General features: G+C 66.7%; 15 protein-coding genes. 6 read left to right on the top strand and 9 right to left on the bottom strand.

The window, feature by feature from the left end; translation table 11 throughout:
• Window positions 1-217: 217 nt before the first annotated feature.
• Window positions 218-811, top strand: a complete 594-nt coding sequence (locus B5X69_RS07335) for a TetR/AcrR family transcriptional regulator (protein WP_245798666.1) — start codon at window positions 218-220, stop codon at window positions 809-811.
• Here B5X69_RS07335 and B5X69_RS07330 read toward each other — a convergent pair.
• Window positions 808-2,640, bottom strand: a complete 1,833-nt coding sequence (locus tag B5X69_RS07330) for an arylsulfatase (protein WP_079638064.1) — start codon at window positions 2,638-2,640, stop codon at window positions 808-810. The two genes, B5X69_RS07335 and B5X69_RS07330, sit on opposite strands and share 4 nt — an antisense overlap.
• Window positions 2,641-2,762: 122 nt before the next feature.
• Between B5X69_RS07330 and B5X69_RS07325 the strand changes: the two genes are divergently transcribed.
• Complete coding sequence (locus tag B5X69_RS07325) at window positions 2,763-3,614, top strand: HTD2 family dehydratase (protein WP_079638063.1); 852 nt, start codon at window positions 2,763-2,765, stop codon at window positions 3,612-3,614.
• A gap of 10 nt (window positions 3,615-3,624) precedes the next feature.
• On the opposite strand, the gene B5X69_RS07320 is transcribed toward B5X69_RS07325, so the two are convergent.
• The 6 genes from B5X69_RS07320 to B5X69_RS07295 form a co-directional block, all read right to left on the bottom strand.
• Window positions 3,625-4,416, bottom strand: a complete 792-nt coding sequence (locus tag B5X69_RS07320) for an enoyl-CoA hydratase/isomerase family protein (RefSeq protein WP_079638062.1) — start codon at window positions 4,414-4,416, stop codon at window positions 3,625-3,627.
• Window positions 4,413-5,189, bottom strand: a complete 777-nt coding sequence (locus tag B5X69_RS07315) for an SDR family NAD(P)-dependent oxidoreductase (RefSeq protein ID WP_079638061.1) — start codon at window positions 5,187-5,189, stop codon at window positions 4,413-4,415. The genes B5X69_RS07320 and B5X69_RS07315 overlap by 4 nt, the downstream gene beginning before the upstream one ends.
• Before the next feature lie 19 nt (window positions 5,190-5,208).
• Window positions 5,209-6,126 carry an NAD(P)H-dependent flavin oxidoreductase gene (locus B5X69_RS07310; protein ID WP_079638060.1) on the bottom strand — a complete coding sequence of 306 codons (918 nt, stop codon included), beginning with the start codon at window positions 6,124-6,126 and terminating at the stop codon, window positions 5,209-5,211.
• 270 nt (window positions 6,127-6,396) lie between these two features.
• Window positions 6,397-7,587 carry an FAD/NAD(P)-binding protein gene (locus B5X69_RS07305; protein ID WP_281250923.1) on the bottom strand — a complete coding sequence of 397 codons (1,191 nt, stop codon included), beginning with the start codon at window positions 7,585-7,587 and terminating at the stop codon, window positions 6,397-6,399.
• Window positions 7,587-8,282: a histidine utilization transcriptional repressor HutC gene (locus B5X69_RS07300; RefSeq protein ID WP_079638058.1), complete on the bottom strand. Its 696-nt coding sequence runs from the start codon at window positions 8,280-8,282 to the stop codon at window positions 7,587-7,589. Before B5X69_RS07300 ends, B5X69_RS07305 begins: the two co-directional genes overlap by 1 nt.
• Entirely contained in the window at window positions 8,279-9,628 is a 1,350-nt protein-coding gene (locus B5X69_RS07295) for a formimidoylglutamate deiminase (RefSeq protein ID WP_079638057.1), read from the bottom strand. Before B5X69_RS07295 ends, B5X69_RS07300 begins: the two co-directional genes overlap by 4 nt.
• Before the next feature lie 29 nt (window positions 9,629-9,657).
• Between B5X69_RS07295 and hutI the strand changes: the two genes are divergently transcribed.
• Genes hutI through hutU form a run of 4 tightly spaced genes read left to right on the top strand, consistent with a single transcriptional unit; the run spans window position 9,658 to window position 14,838 of the window.
• Window positions 9,658-10,869 (top strand): imidazolonepropionase, encoded by a 1,212-nt coding sequence (gene hutI / locus B5X69_RS07290; protein ID WP_079638056.1) that lies wholly within the window; start codon window positions 9,658-9,660, stop codon window positions 10,867-10,869.
• Entirely contained in the window at window positions 10,866-12,383 is a 1,518-nt protein-coding gene (hutH, locus tag B5X69_RS07285; RefSeq protein WP_079638055.1) for a histidine ammonia-lyase, read from the top strand. Before hutI ends, hutH begins: the two co-directional genes overlap by 4 nt.
• Window positions 12,380-13,183, top strand: a complete 804-nt coding sequence (gene hutG / locus B5X69_RS07280) for an N-formylglutamate deformylase (RefSeq protein WP_079638054.1) — start codon at window positions 12,380-12,382, stop codon at window positions 13,181-13,183. Before hutH ends, hutG begins: the two co-directional genes overlap by 4 nt.
• Window positions 13,180-14,838 (top strand): urocanate hydratase, encoded by a 1,659-nt coding sequence (gene hutU, locus B5X69_RS07275; protein WP_079638053.1) that lies wholly within the window; start codon window positions 13,180-13,182, stop codon window positions 14,836-14,838. Before hutG ends, hutU begins: the two co-directional genes overlap by 4 nt.
• On the opposite strand, the gene B5X69_RS07270 is transcribed toward hutU, so the two are convergent.
• Window positions 14,828-15,850: a formylglycine-generating enzyme family protein gene (locus B5X69_RS07270; RefSeq protein WP_079638052.1), complete on the bottom strand. Its 1,023-nt coding sequence runs from the start codon at window positions 15,848-15,850 to the stop codon at window positions 14,828-14,830. The two genes, hutU and B5X69_RS07270, sit on opposite strands and share 11 nt — an antisense overlap.
• Window positions 15,847-18,825 carry a DUF2339 domain-containing protein gene (locus B5X69_RS07265; protein ID WP_079638051.1) on the bottom strand — a complete coding sequence of 993 codons (2,979 nt, stop codon included), beginning with the start codon at window positions 18,823-18,825 and terminating at the stop codon, window positions 15,847-15,849. The genes B5X69_RS07270 and B5X69_RS07265 overlap by 4 nt, the downstream gene beginning before the upstream one ends.
• Between the last annotated feature and the right edge of the window lie 35 nt (window positions 18,826-18,860).

The raw sequence follows: 18,860 nt of genomic DNA, 5'->3' as shown, positions 1-18,860 counted from the left end.
TGCGCCACAGTGCGCCAAAGTGCGCCAGTGGGCTGTGCACTGGCACACCTCGGTGGCACACCGGGACAAATTGCGTCGAAAGTCTAGGAGTTCTGGGCCGTCCTTATAACTATATGTGTCATTATATTAGAATGGGTGCAAGCCGCTTCGGCATCGGGCTTGACCCGGCGCTTCAACTCGGGTCTGCGTAAAGGTGATGACGATCAGGGCGAAATCCGTGGCAGCGGCGCCAAAACCACTCGACGGGCGCCGCTTGCGCAGCATGACCAGCCGGCGCCGCATCGTCGGCGCGATGCTGACGCTGATCGAGGCGGGCGACCCGATGCCAAGCGCGGCGCGCGTCGCCGAGGAAGCGGGCGTCGGTCTGCGCACCGTCTTTCGCCACTTCGACGACATGGACTCGCTCTACAGCGAGATTTCAGCGACGATTGCCGAGCGGGTCATGCCGATCGTCACGGCGCCATATGACGGTGGCGACTGGCGGGCGAACCTGCGCGACCTTAGCCAGCGGCGCATCCAGGTTTTCGAAACCATGCTGCCGTTCCGCCTTGCTGCGAACATCAAGCGCTATCAATCGCCCTTTCTCATGGCGGAATATTCGCGCGTGGTGCGGCTCGAGCGCGATCTGGTGCTGCGTTTGCTCCCCGACAGCGTTCAGACCGACCGCATCCGGGTCGAGGCGCTGATCGCGGCCTTGTCCTTCCAGACCTGGCGGGCGCTCCGCCGGGACCAGGCGCTGACGCGCGAGGATGCGGGATCGGTGCTGACCCATATGGTCGCGGCGCTGATTGCCGCGATGCCGGAGTTTTAGCGCTTCGGGGCCTTTCTCCGCCGGCGCCAGACCCGGATCAACGCGATCAACACCGCAACGATAGCCGCGAGAACCGCCCCCGCCTGGATCGCACGCTTCCGGCCCTGCTGTTCCCACGCATAGCGGTTGATCTGCGCGTCGGCGGTGTAGCCCGGCGGCATGTCAAGAACGCCATTCTCCTTCGCGAAGCTGCGGTAATCGGCCTGCATCGCGGCGAAGCGATCGGGCATGGCGGCCGCAAGGTCCTGCGTCTCGCCGGGGTCGGTCCGGATATTGTAGAGCCGCCACTGGCCATCGCCGGTCGGCGGCAGATTGCGCACCAGCTTGTAATCGCCCCGGAACAGCGCCGCATTTCCCGACAGCTCATAGCCGAGCGGAGCATCGCCGTGAACACTGCCATCCATGCCTTCCAGCATCGGAACGAGGCTGCGTCCCGCAACGGGTTCGACCGCGCGCCCGTTCCAAGTCCCGCCGTGGAGCGGAACGCCAGCAAGCTCGGCAAGGGTGGGCACAATGTCGGTGACATGCGCAAAGCCATTGCTGATGACGCTCGCGCGCACCCTTCCATTGCCGGGCCAGGCGATGATCAGCGGCACGCGCAGACCGCCCTCGGCGGCACTGAACTTGTAGCCCGACAGCGGCGAGGCCGCGGCGCTCGCCCAGCCGGGGCCGATGGCGCTCAGACTGTTGCGGCGGCCGATATTGGCGAAGGACGTGTCATAGGCGAGGTTCAGGAAAATGCGGTTCCGCAGCCGGTTATAGGGATCGGTCGGCTCGGGCCCATTGTCCGAAAGAAAGACAAAGACCGTATTCTCATATTGGCCGGTCGCCTTCAGATGGGCGACCAGCCGGCCCACCTCGCGGTCCATCGCACTCGCCATGCCCGCATAGGCCTGCATCACCCGCGCCGCCGCCTTGCGCTCATCCTTGCTCAGCTTCGACCAGTCGGGGGTCGTCGCCATGGTCACCCTCGGCGCGCCCGCCGGGACGATACCGAGCTCCGCTGCACGCCTTGCGCGGGCTTCGCGAAGCGCGGTCCAACCATCGTGATACATCGCCGAATAGCGCGCAATGTCGCTGTCGGGCGCCTGCACCGGAATATGATTGGCCAGGAAATTCACGGACGCAAGGAAGGGTCGGCCGCTCGCCGCGCCGCTGTCGATATAGTCGATCATCTTGTCGACGACGAAGCGCGAGGAATAATAATTCTTGGGCAGCGTCGCAGGCTTGCCATCCTCGGTCCAGCGCGCCTCGTCATACATGCCCTCGATCGGGCGCTGCTCGAAATTGTCGGCGCCCGCATCGGCGAGGCTGAAAGCCCGGTCGTATCCGCGCGCGCCGGGCAAGCGCGTGGCATCGCTGCCGAGATGCCATTTTCCCGTGAAGTAGGTGCGATAGCCCGCTGCGCCCAGCATCTCGGCGATCGTCACCACGCGGTGGTTCATCACCGTGTCATAGCCGGGCTTTCCTACATGCTCGGGGGGGATCGTCTCAGGCATGTTGCCGAGCCCGCTGCGGTGATTCATGACCCCTGTCTGCAGCATCGCGCGCGTCGGCGAGCAGGAGCCCGAGACGTGGAAATTCGAGAATCGCACGCCTGCGCGGGCGAGCGCGTCGATATTGGGCGTTGCATAGCCTGCCCCGAACGAGCCAACGTCCGAAAAGCCCCAGTCATCGGCGACAAGGAGGACGATGTTGGGGTGACCCGCAGGCGCCGGAGCTGGGGCGGCGGCGAGCGGCGAGACAAGAAGCGAAATGCCCAATGCCAGTGCTGCCGCGCGCCGCGCGCCCCGCCGCCGGTTCACCCCCCATGCGAACGTCGACGGCATGACCCGATCTCCCCGACAATATATTGGCACAGGATATGTCAATATATTCTTAAGTCAATCGCGCCTTGGCAGGAAGGCCGTTTCCGTGCTTTGCGCCTGAGGACAGAAGCGATGGAGATGGCATGAGCAACTGGGACCGGTGGATCGGGCGGAGTTTCGAACAAGAGGATCGGCTGACCCCCGCCGCGCTGGCTCGGTTCCGCGCGACCATCGACAGTGCCGAAACTGGCGAGACGGCGGCGCAGGCGATTCACTGGTGCCTTTGCCTCCCCGACGCTCCGACCGCCGCGCTCGGCGCTGATGGCCATCCGCTGCGCGTCGATGCCGAGGGCAGCTTCATGCCGCCGATTGCCCTCCCCCGCCGGATGTGGGCGGCAAGCGACGTAAGCTTCCTGGCACCGATCCGGGCAGGAGCATCGGTCATCCGGCGCTCGACCATAGCAACGATCCGGGAGAAGAGGGGGGGCAGCGGCGAGCTCGTATTTGTCGAGGTCGACCATGACACGCTGGCCGACGGCGTCACCGCGGTCCGCGAACGACAGACAATCGTGTTTCGCGAGGCTGCGGCCGCCGGGGCGCTGCCGGCCTCCCCTGCCTCCGCTCCCGCCGCCGAGGCGCCAGACCTTTCGGATTGGACATGGCAACGGACAATCGTCCCAACCGAGGCGATGCTGTTTCGCTATTCCGCGCTCACCTTCAACAGCCACCGCATCCATTACGACCGGCCCTATGCGACCGAGGCGGAAGGCTATCGCGGTCTCGTCGTTCACGGTCCGCTGACCGCAACCCTGCTCCTCGATCTCGCACAGCGCGAGCTTGGCGCGAACGCGCTCGCCGCGTTCACGATGCGCGCGCAGGCGCCAGCCTTTGCCGGCGAACCGCTTTATCTCGTCGGCCGCCCGGCAGAGGACGGGTGGGCGCTCGCCGCGATCGGCCCCGATGGGGGCACGATCATGGCGGCGAGTGCGCGCTGACGCCCCGAACCTAGCGCTCGCGGTAGCTGGGCGTGCGTTTGCCGAGGAAGGCAGCGAGCGCCTCTTTATGGTCCTCGGTCGCGGATAATATCACCTGCTGACGGTCCTCGATCGCCATCGCTGCCTCAAGACTCGGCGCGTCGATATTGAGATTGAGCGCCTGCTTGGAAAGCCGAAGCCCCCAGGGGCTGGTCGCCAGCATTTCGTCCGCGAGCGCGAGACCGCGATCAAGCAGCTTGTCCTCGTCGACGATCTCGCTGATCAGCCCAGCGCCAAGCGCGCGCTCGGCATCGATAAAGCGCCCGGTCAGGATCATTTCCGAGGCCAGGCTGGCGCCGACGAGGCGGGGAAGGAAATAGCTGGACGCCATGTCGCAGCCGCCGAGGCCGATGCGGATATAGGCGGCGTTGCAGCGGAAGGAAGGCGCAGCGTAGCGCACGTCTGACGCGAGCAGCAGCGACAGACCGCCCCCTGCAGCGGCCCCATGACCGAGCGCGACGATCGGCTGCGGGCAGGCGCGCATCTTGCGGTAGATATTGCCGATGCTCGTCTGGGTGCGCAGTGTGCGAAGCACCGGGGTTTCGTCCGACGAGCGATCCTCCTGGATGTCGAGTCCGGCGCAAAAGCCGCGTCCTGCCCCGCGCAGGATCACCACGCGTATCTCCTTGCGCTCGGCGAGCGCACCAAAATAGGCGTTGAGTTCGTCGACCAGCCCCTCATTGAGGGCGTTGAGACGCTCGGGCCGGTTGAGCGTGGCAATCTCGATCTGCCCGCGGGTTTCGATCAGAAGTTCGCAGCTCATAGCGTCTGTCCATCATCGACGGTAATTACCGCGCCGGTGATGCCCTGCGCCGCGTCCGAGCAAAGAAGCAGCAGCGGCGCGTGGAGATCGCTCGGCGGCCGCAAGCGCTGGCGCGGGAAGGTGGCAACGAATTTGCTCCCCGCCTCGCTGGCAAACAGGTCGGCAGTCATCTCGGACTCGAAATAGCCAGGCTGGATGATGTTCACATTGATCCCGCGCCGCGCCCATTCGCGCGCAAAGGCTTTGCCCATGTGGCGCGCCGCGGCCTTGGTCGCACCATAGACCGAGGTTGCAGGAAAAACCTTGTCGGCCGTGATCGACCCGATGATGACAATGCGGCCGTGCTGCTTTTCGCGGCTTCCCGCAGCTTCAAGTCGCCGCGCGCCCTCGGTCACGGTGAGGAAAACGCCGCGGACATTCGCCGCGAGCAGACCGTCGACCTCGTCCGCCGACAGGCCGAGCGCCAGTTTCTCGGTCGCAACGCCCGCGTTTGCGACGATCGTGTCGACCGGACCGAAGGCGGCCTCGGCAGCGTCGTACGCCGCCTTGGTCGATGCTTCGTCGGTCACGTCGAGCGCGACGGCGACCGCCTCGCCGCCCGCGGCCACGATCTCGGCTACCTGCTCGGCGAGCTTGTCCGCGCGGCGCGCTGCAAGAACCACCTTCGCTCCCGCGGCCGCAAGCACTTTTGCAAAACCTGCACCGAGGCCCGAAGAGGCGCCGGTCACCAGCGCGACGCGGCCGGAGAGATCAAATTGCGGGACATTGCTCATGTTTCTTTCAAGGCTCCATTCACTTGAGGCGTGCAAGACGCGCGCGCCAGTCGATGCCGATCCCGGCCTGTTCAAACTCCGCCGTCAGACGCGCGACGAGATCGGCAACAGATTCGACTGCGTCGATCAAGGCAACGCTCTGCCCGGCGCTCCAGATATCGCGCCACGGCAGCACGCCCTCGGGCATGGCGGTGCGCTCCTTGGGGAGCGTCCGATAGTCGAGCCCCACCGCTTCGATCGAGGGACGCATCCAGTTGGCAGGAACGCCGTTCATCGCCGATGCAAGGACGATCTCGTCGATCCCGGTCGAGGGAATCATCGCGCGATGCCCGTCTACAACGCCGCTCTCGGGAGTCGCGATGAACCGGGTCCCCATGCAAGCAATGTCGCCGCCGAGCGCAAGCACGGCTGCAATACCCGCGCCGTCGGCAATGCCTCCCGCGACAATCAGCGGACCATCATAGATGCGGCGAACGGCCGGAACGAACGCCAGGGGGGTCAGAAATCCGGTGTGGCCTCCCGCGCCCGCGCACGTCAGCATCAGCCCGTCCGCGCCGGCCTCGATCGCCTTTTCGGCATGGCGCATTGTCGTCACATCCTGCACGACCTTGCCGCCCCAGCCGTGGACGCGCTCGATCAGCGCTGCCGGATTGCCGAGGCTGCAAAGGACGAGCGGGGCGCGGTGCTTTTCGAGAAGCGCAAGCTTGGGCTCCCCCGTCTCCTCGCCTGCGATGCGCGCGGGCAGATTGACGATCGGCGGCGCGCCGCCAATGTCGGCAAGACCCTCAAGATAGCGTTCGAATTCCTCAAGCGGCGTATAGGTCCCGCCCTGCCAGCCGCCGATCACTCCCGCCTTGCAGCAGGCCTCGGCGAGGACAGGCGACGAGGCAAAGCTCATCGGGGCGCACATCAGCGGCAGCGCCATATTGTCGAACATCGCCTGCGCTTTCCCTTCTCCTGCCGGAGCCTGTCGCGCCCCGATCTCTATCAAGCCGGATAGACAAGTTTACCTTTACGTCAACCGGAGGTGGACAAGCTTTCCTACAAAGGGGATGCGACAACGCTGGCATCGGGGGTTGACGTGGCGAATTTGTTCTCTAAATGTTCTATTTGTGCACATAGAACCTCGTCCCCCGTCGCGGCTGCCAAGCGCGGCGGACGGGGGACAAAGGGTGTCAGCGCCGCGTCCTGGGGTTTTCGATCCAGCTCAGAGCTCCTCGCCGGCTATCCAATGCGCATTCACCAGCCGCCGCGCAAGCGCGCTCACCTGGACGCGAATATCGGGGACCGCGACCACTTCCCAATGATCGCCTCGCGTCATAGGCCCGATCGCCAGAATATGCTCCGAAGCCCGCCCGTGGCCGTCGATGACATGGCCTTCGCGGTCGATATCGAGACCGAGCCGCAGCGCATTGGGCCGAATGCGCCGCGCCGCGAGCATTCGCCGGACGAGCGGATCGGATGAGCGCAGCAAATCGCCCTGCGGCCCGGTGCAATTGATCATACGCGCGACATGGAGGATCTTGAGCTCGTCCGACCCGCGCGGACGCCACTCCACCGCTGCCCCACTCTCAGTCGCCGAGACTTTCGCGATCTTTCCGGGCTCGAAGCATAGCTGACCTGAGGCGACGAGAGCGTCGATCCGGTCGGCAACCGATGGGGCCAGGCGGTGACGATGCACGTCCCAGAAGGGACGCAGGTGCCTCAGAAAGCGCGCGCGCTTCGGTCCATCGGCCGACGCCCACATCATCTGGGTGATCGGACGCAGCGAATCCACGACCAGCCGCCAGTCGGTAGTGCGCGCTGCGCGCCGCGCCCAACGGACGAGCGCGGAGAGTTCGGGCGCAGGCTTGGCCAGAACGGGTTTCGGTCGCGGCAAATTCTCGACGTGGCGATGCGGGCGGAGGCCCCGCCGCGACATGGCCACGATCGGACCATCGAAACCGTGGCTGACGAGCCGCAGGATAACGTCGAGCGCCGTCAGCCCCGTTCCGATCACCAGAACCGGGGCGCCAGGCGCAAGCCCTTCCTCGAAAGGCGTCGCCCAGGGATCGCCGACATAGATGCGGGCCGGCAGCCGCCCGTCCGCAACCGCAGGAGGATCGTGCGGCGGCAGATTGCCGACCGCGAGCACTGCGCAATCGGCCTCGATCCGTCCGCCATTGACGAGACCAAGCGTCACGCGGCCGCCCCGCTCCTCGATGTCGAGCACCTCGTCATCTACAAGCTTCAGCCGGCGGCCGTAACGCTCCATCGCCGCGCCGAGCGCCTCGCGCAGGTAGCGCCCATAGACGGCGCGAGTGACAAACGCGCCTTCGCAGCCGAGGCCGCGGCGAGCCAGCCACTCGCAGAAGTGATCGGGACGTTCGGCAAATTTAGTTGAGAATGCAAAGGCAATCAGCCAGGCCTTGCGCTTTCAGGGCCCGGACGGAATTCGGCGATCAGATCGAAACGATCCCCCCGAAAGAGCTGACGGACGCGGGTGACGATCCGCGCGGCGCGCCAGGTTGTGCGATCGAGTTCAAGGCAAGCAAGAGAAGGGCTTATCCCGAGCAATCTTGCCTCCTTGCGCGTGGGCGTCACCGCCCGGATGACGTGGCGCCCCTCGGTCCACGGGATATGCGCGAGCAGCCACGTTCCCGGAGCCTGCGCCTCGAAATCGGCGTCCGCCGCGCCAGCGACCTCGCCGAGCGCGATGCGCCGCTGTTCGAGCGCGAACGGATGATCGCCGGCGAAATGGATGCCCTCGATCGCCAGCGCTGGCCTCGAAAGGTCGCCGTCGCCCGCCGCGCGTTCGATGGTTAGAGCTTGCCAGCGATAGGCCTCCCCGCGCGACGCAACCAGCTCGCTGAGGTCGGGGACGGTCATCACCGCCGAATGAACCGGCGGGTGGGCGACGAAGGATCCGGCCTTGCGACGCCTTTCGATCAGCCCCGACGCTGCAAGTTCGCTGAGCGCCTTGCTGACCGTTGCGCGCGCGCAGCCATAGTGCGCGGCAAGCTCCTGCTCGGTCGGGATGCGGTGGCCCGGCCGCCAGGTGCCCGAGCGGATCGAGGCTGCAATCTCGTCGCGGATCCGCCTTGCGGGATTCATGCAAGAAGTCGCGCAAGGCAAGAGCGATAGCTGGCAGCGATGGCCTCCGCATCGAGGTGCCGCCCTGCCTCGACGCGCTTGACGCCAGCGCGCCAGACGCAGTCGATAGCCCCGGCGCGCGCCGCAAATATCCAGCGGTCTATAAGAGTGGCATCATCAGCGCCGGCAAAGGCGGGGTGATCCATATCGAGCGACACCATGTCCGCCGCTTCGCCAATGGCAAGTCCCCCCGATCCGCCCAGCGCCTGCGCGCCGCCGTGGAGCGCCCGGACAAACAGATGCATGCCGACGAAGGGCATGTCCGCGTCCGCAAGCAAGGCGCGCGCCCGGTGCGCGAGGCGCTGCGAATATTCAAGTGCGCGCAGCTCCTGCGCCGCATCGATAAGGATATTGCTGTCGGTACCGAACCCGAAATGTCCGCCCGCCGCGAGATAGCTGGCCCCGGGAAATATGCCGTCGCCAAGATTGGCCTCGGTCACCGGACACAGCCCCGCAACCGCGCCGCTTTGCGCGAGCGCGCGGATTTCGGGGCTGGTCAGATGCGTCGCGTGAACAAGGCACCAGCGCTCGTCGACGCCTGCATTGGCGAGCAGCCATTCGACCGGGCGCGCGCCGCTCCACGCGGCGCAGTCCTCGACCTCCTTCAACTGCTCGGCTGCGTGGATATGGACCGGACCCGTCGGCGACAGGACGAGCAGCGCTGCGAGCTCCTCCGGCGTCACCGCACGCAGCGAATGCGGCGCAATTCCGATCCGATCATCGCCGGAAAGCTTGCCGCGCGCCGCATCGAAGAGCGCGGCAAATTCGTCGATGCTCGAGAGGAAGCGCCTTTGGCCCGGGGCCGGCGGTGCCCCGCCGAAGCCGCCGTGCGCATAGAAGACCGGCAGCAGTGTCAGCCCGATCCCGCTCGCCGCGCGCGCCGCTGCGATCGCGCCCGCCATTTCGGCACGATCGGCATAGGGCGCACCTGCTGGATCATGGTGAAGATAATGGAATTCGCCAACGCGAGTGAAGCCGGTTTCGAGCATCTCGGCATAAGCCTGCGCGGTGATCGCGGCGACGTCCTCGGGCGTGAGCCGGTCGAGGAAGCGATACATGATTTCGCGCCAGCTCCAAAAATTGTCATCTGCGCGGCTCTGCCGCTCAGAAAGGCCAGCCATACCGCGCTGAAAGCCGTGGCTGTGAACGTTGCACAAGCCGGGCAGAGCCGCCTGGTGGCGTTCGTCGCCGCGCTGCGCCGCGACGCCGGTTTCGATCGACGCGACGCGGCCTTCGGCGACGGTGAGCCGTACCTCGGCTTGCCAGCGATCGCCGATAAAGGCGCGTTCGAACCAATATGCCGTCATGCGAGTCCTTCATATTATGTCTAGACATAATGACCGGCTTGCACGACACTGTCCAGATGGACCTTTGCTGGAAAAATGCCCGACTCGCGACGATGACCGGCGACGACCTCGGCCTGGTCGACGATGGCGTTGTCGCGGCGCACGATGGCCGCATCGTCTATGCGGGGCCTGCGAAGGAGGCGCCCGCGGGCGCGGCGCGAACGCTCGATTGCGAAGGACGGCTGATCACGCCGGGACTGATCGACTGCCACACCCATCTCATCCACGCCGGAAGCCGCGCGAGCGAATGGGCGATGCGGCTTGAGGGCGCGAGCTATGAGGATATTGCCCGTGCGGGCGGGGGCATTGTCTCGACAATGCGCGCGACGCGTGCGGCAAGCGAGGCCCAACTGGTTGAGACGGCGCTCCCTCGCCTTGATGCGCTGATCGCCGAGGGGGTGACGACGATCGAGATCAAGTCGGGTTATGGCCTCGATACCGCGAGCGAGCTCAAGATGCTCCGCGCCGCTCACGCACTCGCCCGTGCGCGCCGGATCCGCCTCGCGCCGACCTTCCTCGGCGCCCACGCGCTGCCTCCCGAATATGCGGATGACAGCGACGGCTACATCGACCTCGTCGTCCGCGAGATGATTCCCGCCGCGGCGCCGCTCGCGAGCGCGGTCGACGCCTTTTGCGAAGGGATCGGTTTCTCGCCCGCCCAGTGCGAGCGGGTGTTCGCAGCGGCCGAAGTCCATGACCTGGCGGTCAAGATCCACGCCGAGCAATTGTCGGCGCTCCATGGCAGCGCACTCGCCGCGCGGCGCGGCGCACTCTCGGCCGACCATCTTGAACATGCAAGCGACGAGGACGTTCGTGCGATGGCGGCGGCTGGGACGGTCGCGGTGCTCTTGCCCGGCGCCTATTATTTCATGCGCGAGACGCGTCTGCCCCCCGTCGGGGCCATGCGGCGCCACGGGGTGCGGATCGCGCTCGCGACCGACTGCAACCCCGGCACCTCGCCGACAAGCTCGCTTCTGTTGATGCTCAACATGGGTGCGACGCTGTTCGGACTGACCGTGACAGAAGCACTGCGCGGGGTCACCGTCAACGCTGCGGCAGCGCTCGGCCTGTCGGCCGAGATCGGGACGCTCGAGGCCGGCAAGGCCTGTGACCTTGCGATCTGGAACACCGCCGACCCCGCCGAGCTCGTTTACCGCATCGGCCTCAACCCGCTTCATCAGCGCATCAAGGACGCACAATGATCATCGAGCCGGGACATATGACGATCGCGGCGTGGCGCGACCTGCGGGGCGGAACGCCCGCGACCCTCGATCCCGCAACCGCTCCTCTGATCGCCGAAAGCGCCGCTGCAGTGACCCGCATCCTTGCGCATCACACGCCCGTCTACGGGATCAACACGGGCTTTGGAAAGCTCGCGAGCGTGCGCATCGACGACGCCGATCTGACCGCGCTTCAGCGCAATATTGTCCTCAGTCACGCTGCAGGCGTGGGTGATCCTGCGCCGGTTCCGGTCGTACGGCTCATGATGGGACTGAAACTTGCAAGCCTCGCGCGCGGCGCCTCGGGCGTCCGCCCCGCCACCGTCGCCCTGCTTGAGGCGATGCTGCACCGCGACCTGATCCCCCTGGTTCCGGCGCAGGGGTCGGTCGGCGCCTCGGGCGACCTCGCTCCCCTCGCCCATATGACCGCAGCGATGATCGGGGTGGGCGAGGTGTTCGTGAAGGGCGAGCGGCGTCCGGCCGAAGCAGCGCTCGCGGACGCCGGGCTCGCGCCCGTCGCCCTCGGCCCCAAGGAAGGGCTCGCGATGCTCAACGGCACGCAATTCTCGACCGCCTATGCGCTCCACGCGCTCATCGAGGCCGAGCGTCTCTATCGCAGCGCGCTCGTCACCGGAATTCTCTCGACCGAGGCCGCCAAGGGATCCGACGCACCCTTCGACGCGCGCATCCACGAACTTCGCGGTCACAAGGGTCAGATCGAGACCGCAGCGGCGCTGCGCGCGCTGATGGAAGGCTCGGCGATCCGCGCGTCGCACCGCGTCGATGACCTGCGCGTCCAGGACCCCTATTGTCTGCGCTGCCAGCCGCAGGTGATGGGCGCCGTGCTCGACCTGCTGCGGCAGGCGGCCGCGACGCTCACGATCGAGGCCAATGGCGTATCGGACAATCCGCTGATCTTCGCTGAAACCGACGAAGCGCTATCGGGCGGGAACTTTCACGCCGAGCCCGTGGCCTTCGCCGCGGACATGATCGCATTGGCTTTGTGCGAGATCGGCAGCCTCGCCGAGCGGCGCATTGCCATGCTGGTCGACCCGGCGCTCTCAGGCCTGCCCGCCTTTCTGACTCCCGAACCCGGGCTCCATTCGGGCTTCATGATCCCGCAGGTCACCGCCGCGGCGCTGGTTTCCGAGAACAAGCAGCGCGCAATGCCCGCGAGCATCGATTCGATCCCGACTTCGGCCAATCAGGAGGATCATGTCAGTATGGCAGCGCACGGCGCGCGTCGGCTCGAGGCTATGGCCTCGAATGTCGACGCGATCCTCGGCATCGAGTTGCTCGCCGGCGCGCAGGGCTGCGATTTCCACGCCGGGCTCGCGTCGAGCCCCCCGATCGAGGCCGTGCGGGAGCGGCTGCGCGCTGCCGTGCCGACCCTGAAGGGCGATCGCTACATGGCACCCGACATGGAGGCCGCGATTGCGCTCGTGCGTTCGGGCGCCCTCGTCACAGCGCTCGATCTCCCCGGGGTCGCGCCATGAACGGGCCTAGGATCCGGCGCGGCACCGAGCCGCTCGTCGTCGCCTTCGCGCACGGCGGCACCGACCTCGCCGGACTCGACGACCAGTTCATCTCGCCCGCGCGCGCGCTGTTCGACACCGACTGGTGGATCGAAGACCTCTACGCCTTCGCGGCCGACATGGGCGCGACGCTCATTGCGAACGATATCTCGCGCAGCATCGTCGACATGAACCGGGATCCCTCGGGCGCGTCGCTCTACCCCGGCCAGGCGACGACCGAGCTTTGTCCGAGCACGACCTTCGACGGCGCTCCGCTCCATCGTTTCGGCGTCCCCGATGAAGCCGAGATCACCCGGCGCCTTCAGCAATATCACCGACCCTATCATGAGGCGCTATCGGCCGAGCTCGCGCGCTTGCGCGATGCGCATGGCCGCGTCGTCCTCTATGACGCGCATTCGATACGCAGCCGCGTGCCGCGCCTTTTCGAGGGCGAGCTGCCGCAGTTCAACATCGGCACCAACGGCGGCGTGACCTGCGCCGAGGAGCTTGAAGCCGCGATCGCGAATATCTGTGCGGCAAGCGGCAAAAGCCATGTCGTCAACGGACGCTTCAAGGGGGGCTGGACGACCCGCCATTACGGCCGCCCCGAAGACGGCGTTCACGCGATCCAGATGGAGCTCGCGATGCGAGGCTATATGGCCGAGCCGGAGATACTCTCCGAGCTCGATTGGCCGCCTCCGATCGATCCCCATCCCCCCATCCGACCCGTGCTGCGTCAGCTCCTCGCAGCCGCGCTCGCCTTTGCGAAAGGACGGCCATGACCCGCCTCGACAATCAGCGCCGCATCGCGGCGCCAACCGGTCCCGAGCTCAATGCCAAGAGCTGGCTGAGCGAGGCGCCGCTGCGCATGCTGATGAACAATCTCGACCCGCGTGTTGCCGAGGCACCGCACGAGCTGGTGGTCTATGGCGGCATCGGCCGCGCAGCGCGCGACTGGGAGTGCTTCGACCGCATCATCGAGGTGCTGAGGCGCCTTGAGGACGATGAAACGCTCCTTATCCAGTCGGGAAAGCCGGTGGGCGTGTTCAGGACGCACCGCAACGCCCCGCGTGTGCTGCTCGCCAATTCGAACCTCGTCCCCAAATGGGCGACATGGGATCATTTCCACGAGCTCGATAAGAAGGGCCTGATGATGTACGGTCAGATGACCGCGGGAAGCTGGATCTATATCGGCAGCCAGGGGATCGTTCAGGGTACTTACGAAACCTTCGTCGAGGCAGGGCGCCAGCATTATGGCGGCGACCTTTCAGGCCGCTGGATCCTGACCGCCGGGCTGGGCGGCATGGGCGGCGCACAGCCGCTCGCGGCGGTGATGGCCGGCGCGAGCTGCCTTGCAATCGAATGCCAGCCGAGCCGGATCGCGATGCGGCTCGAGACCGGCTATCTCGATGTCGAGGCGAAAAGCCTCGACGAGGCGCTAGAAATGATCGAGCGGACCAAAGAACCGATCTCGGTGGGGCTCTGCGCCAACGCCGCCGATGTCTATCCTGAACTTGTGCGCCGCGCCGTGCGCCCCGACCTGGTGACCGATCAGACTTCGGCCCACGATCCGATCAATGGCTATCTGCCGCAGGGCTGGAGCCTTGAGGAATGGTTCGCGAAGCGCGAGAGCGACCCGCAATCGGTCGACCGCGCAGCGCGCGCTTCGATGGCGGTGCATGTGCGCGCGATGCTCGCCTTCTGGAAGGCCGGCGTGCCGACGGTGGATTATGGCAATAATATCCGCCAGCTTGCCTTTGATGAGGGCGTCACCGACGCCTTCGCTTTTCCCGGCTTCGTTCCTGCCTATATCCGCCCGCTTTTCTGTCGCGGCGTCGGCCCCTTTCGGTGGGCCGCGCTGTCGGGCGATCCGGAAGATATCTACAAGACCGACGCCATGGTGAAGCAGCTCCTCCCCGACAATGCGCATCTCCACCGCTGGCTCGACATGGCGCGCGAGCGCATCCAGTTTCAGGGCCTGCCCGCGCGCATCTGCTGGGTGGGGCTCGGCGAGCGCCACCGGCTCGGCCTCGCGTTCAACGAGATGGTCGCAAAGGGCGAACTCAAGGCGCCCGTCGTGATCGGCCGCGATCATCTCGATTCGGGATCGGTTGCGAGCCCCAACCGCGAAACCGAGGCGATGCGCGACGGCAGCGATGCGGTCAGCGACTGGCCGCTTCTCAACGCGCTGCTCAACACGGCGAGCGGCGCAACCTGGGTGTCGCTCCACCACGGCGGGGGTGTCGGCATGGGCTATTCGCAGCACGCTGGCATGGTGATCGTCGCCGACGGCAGCGATGAGGCTGCCGAGCGCCTCGGCCGCGTTCTGTGGAACGACCCCGCGACCGGCGTGATGCGCCACGCCGATGCAGGCTATGCCGAAGCCATCGCCTGCGCACGCGAGCAAGGGCTCGACCTGCCCGCGATCACTGGTTGACGGGCCGCGCCGGCGGCCCGTCGTAGACAAGGCGAAAACCCACATTGCTGGTACCGAGGCCCGGATCCCGCCCCTGACGCGAGGCAGGACGGTAGCGCTGGCAATAATTGGGCGCGCAGAGATAGCTGCCCCCCTTCACGGTGCGCGAGGGCATGCCGGGGTTGAAGGGGTCATAGGCCTGGTCTTCGTCGGGGCCCTTCGGATTGTCGCGGTCCGCGGGGTCGTGGCCAGGGCGGAAGAAATCGGACGTGACCTCCCACACATTGCCGACCATGTCGTAAAGGCCGTTCGCATTGGGTTGATAGCAGCCAACGGGCGCGACGCCTTTGAAGCCGTCGGCTTCGGCGTTGTAGTTGGGAAAGGAGCCCTGCCAGCTGTTCGCCTCGGTGGGCTGGACGTTGCGCGAGGGCTTGCCCGCACTCGCCGCATATTCCCACTCGGCCTCGGTTGGGATGCGCCCGCCCGCCCATTTGGCGTATGCGACCATATCGTCCCAGGCGAGGTGGACGACGGGCTCGTTCGGTACCCAGTCGGGACCGTCCGGGCCATAGGGCTTCTTCCAGTTTGCGCCGGGGACATATTTCCACCAGTCATTGTAATTGTTCGACGGGAATTCGGGTGGGGTGAAGACTGCGGAACCCGGTTTCAGCATATCGGGCGGAATCTGGTCGGCCGGAACCTGGAACTGCTTGGGGTCGACCGGCTTTTCGGCGACGGTGATGTAACCGGTCGCCTTTACGAAGGCGGCGAACTGGCGGTTGGTGACCTCGTGCCGGTCAATCCAGAAGCCATCAACCCGCGTCTGCCGCACCGGCCCCTCCTCGGCATAGACATCGTCCTCACCCATGGCGAAGCTGCCGCCGGGCAGATGAACCGGGGCGTCGCCGATCGCCGGGCAATGACGCGCGCCCGCGGCCGCCTGCCGCTCCACCGGCACATCGCCGTTGCTGCATGCGGCGGCGCTCGCCAGCACCGTGAGGGCCAAGGCAGGAAAAAGCGGCGAACGGATCATGGATTACCTCTCTGCGGGGACGAGGCGCCCGCCAGCTGACGGCTGTAGAGCCAGCCGATGCCGATCAGACTGAAGCCGAGCGCCACGAACGAGCCGATGCGCAGCAGCCCCTCAAGCCCAGAGACGTCGAACAGGAACACCTTGCCCACCGCCCCGAGCATCAGCAAGAGCGAAGCGATGCGCCAGTCATGGCGCGCGGTGCGGATTCCCCACAGGAGGAAGCCGATCGCGAGCGCGAGGATGAGCAGCGATCGCAGGATATTCTCCGCGGGCGCGACGCCTGGCTCGACGAGCAGGCTACCGTGGAAAATTTGGCGCAATGTTGCCCAGGCGAATCCCGCGACGAGCAGCATCAGGACGATCTGAACCCCGCGCTCGAGCGAAGCAGAGGCGGAAGGGAAGAGCCGCGGCGCGAGCACCGCCCCAGCCCCCGCCATGAAGAACAGCAGCGCAAGGAGATTGATGAGAGGCCAGCCGCCAACCGCCTGGCCGGCCCAGAGCGGGTTATGGAGGAGAAGGCCATAGACAAACGCATGGAGCGTGCCCGCGATCACGAGCGGCCGCGCGAGCGCCAACATCCCACGCTCTCTCGCGAGCCAGCCGCCGCCAATCAGAAGCGCCTCCCATAGGAGGCGCTGCGCGATTCCGGTCGCGACAAAGTCGCCGCCGGCGAGCGCCGCGAAGCCGAGGCGATATAGACTGTGGACCGCGACGCCGCCGACGATGATGCAGGCGCAGAGCGCGGCCAGCAGCGACCAGCGCGGCAAGGCACCGCGGACCCACCAGAGCGGCACGCCGAACGCCAGCGCGGGAAGGAAGAGCCGCAGCACCAGCCCGTCGGCAGGGAGCCTGGCGGCATTAATGGGCATCGGCTGCCCGGCGAGCGAGAGCAGCGCCGCGGACGACCACGCGCCGATCGGCCAAACGGCCCAGCCAAGGCTCAGAGCCGCAAAACCAAGCGCCGCTGTATCGACGCGCGCAAGCGGAACGCGCCGCGCCGTCAGCAGGGCCGCACCGCCGCCGAGCGCGGGGACCAGCATCAGCCAGTCCGCCGAGGCGATCTGGGCGAAGGCGCCATAGGCAAGCAGCGCTGCGGTGAACTGACTAAGGCGCCGGACGATCGCCCCCTCGCCGCGCACCGCGAACAAGGCGGCGACCGCGCCGACGCCCGCCCAGCGCAGGAAGGCTTGCCCCGCGCCGCCGCTCGCGCCCTCGACGAGCCGCGGCAGTTCCGCGAATGCCAGCGGCGCCGCGAGAAGAGCGAGCATCGCCGCGCCGAGAAAGACTGTCGCCACAGGCTCGATCCGCCGATCGCCAGCCGTCTTGCCAAAAAAGAGCATTGCTCCCGCGACCAGACCGATGGCGAGCGGCGCCATCCAGCGCGGCAGGAGAAGGAGGATCGCCAGCGCGAGAAGCGCTCCGGCGGCGGCGGTCAGAAAGGAAAAGCTTCTGTCGGCGAGGCGCGCCTCGAGGCGCCAGCCACGCGCCATCCCCACTCCCGCGAGTGCCGCGCCGCCGAGCGCAACGAGCGCAAGTGCTGCATCGCCGATACCCCAGAGCTGCCATTTGGTTAGCGCAGGCATTGCGATCGCGATCGCGCACAGCTCGAGCGCGCGCCGCAGCATCCCTGGCCCACCCCAGAGGCGGGCGAGGAGCGGAAGGGCGTGAACGGCGAGGAGCGCCGGGCCAATGAGGGTGAACCAGAAAGGCGCTGCGTCCGGCCATGCCGCGAGCAGCAACAGCGACAAGGCGGCGCTGATCGTCGGGACGATTGCAAAGCCCGCCTCGCGCCAAGCGAGCCACTGCGCCGATGCAGCAATCAGCACGAAAAGGCCCCAATGAAGCGGTGCAAACCCGCCATAACCAACGAGCAGGGCCAACTGGAGGGCGCCGACGATCGCCGACGCCGTGCGCAGCAGCGCGGCCCGCGGTCCCTCAAACGACAGCATCGGGATCGCAATCGCGAGCAACAGGACGAACCCGCCGATCGACAAGGAGCCAAGCGCATCGAGGGCGCGCTGGGTGAGCACCATCCACAGCCCCCATGCTGCACCGCCGATCAGCGCGGCGAGTGCCAGCCACGGCCAGCGCCGTATCCGCGCGACCCCGGCGAGCGCCGCGATCGTCAGCGCGAGATACACCGCGATCAGCGGCACATCGGGCGCGAGGGCGCCGACGAGCGCAGGCGCAGCAAGGCCGCCGGAAAGGCCAAGCGCTGCGCTTGGCGGACCAAAGCGAAGCGACAGCCCAAGCGAAGCGGCGGTGACGAGCGCAAGCGCCGCAAAGGCCAGCAGTGGTCCGATGAGCAGATAGATGTTGGCGGCCACCATGATCGCGGCATAAAGCGTCGCCACGCCGGCGCCCGCCAGCGCCTGCGGCACGCGCACGTCGCGCAGGCGCGCGTCGTTTCGCCGCGCATATTCGGCGCCCCCGATCAGCACGAGACCAAAGAGGAGCCCTGCGGCGATCTGGACGCCGGGGGTAAAGACCCGCGCGAAGAAGCCCGCGTCCATTGCGTAGCGGACGATGAGAACCCCTGCGATCGCGAGCGTGACCCCGCCGGCCCAGATCGGCAGAGTCTTGCCGAACAGATCTTCGAACCGCGACGCTATGCGCCGCGGCGGGGCCGCTTCGGATCCGATTTGCGATTTAGGCGTAGGGCGCGGTGCGGCTGGGGGCCTGCCTTGCGAATGAGTCTTGGGAACCTCCTCGCGGACATCCTTGGCAACCGATGGCATCGGCGCGCCTGCGACCGCCGCCCGCGGATAAACGGGTTCGGGCGGTTCCGTGCGGAGCGACGTATCGGGAGGCGGTGGTTCCTCGGCCTTCGGCGGGAGCAACCCGGTGTGGCGCTGCAGCGCGCCGATCCGCTTCGCGGCTTCCTGCAGCGTCGCCTCCGCCCGCTTCAGGCGGCTTCGTGCGTCCATCAACAGGACAAAGAAGATGATAAGCGCCAGAAACGCCAGCAATTCCAAAACGCGGCCCCCTTCAGCTCCCGCACGCTTTTATC

The sequence above is a fragment of the Sphingopyxis flava genome, assembly GCF_900168005.1.
Classification (GTDB): Bacteria; Pseudomonadota; Alphaproteobacteria; order Sphingomonadales; family Sphingomonadaceae; genus Sphingopyxis; species Sphingopyxis flava.
This window is presented reverse-complemented; position numbering and strand designations above follow the sequence as displayed.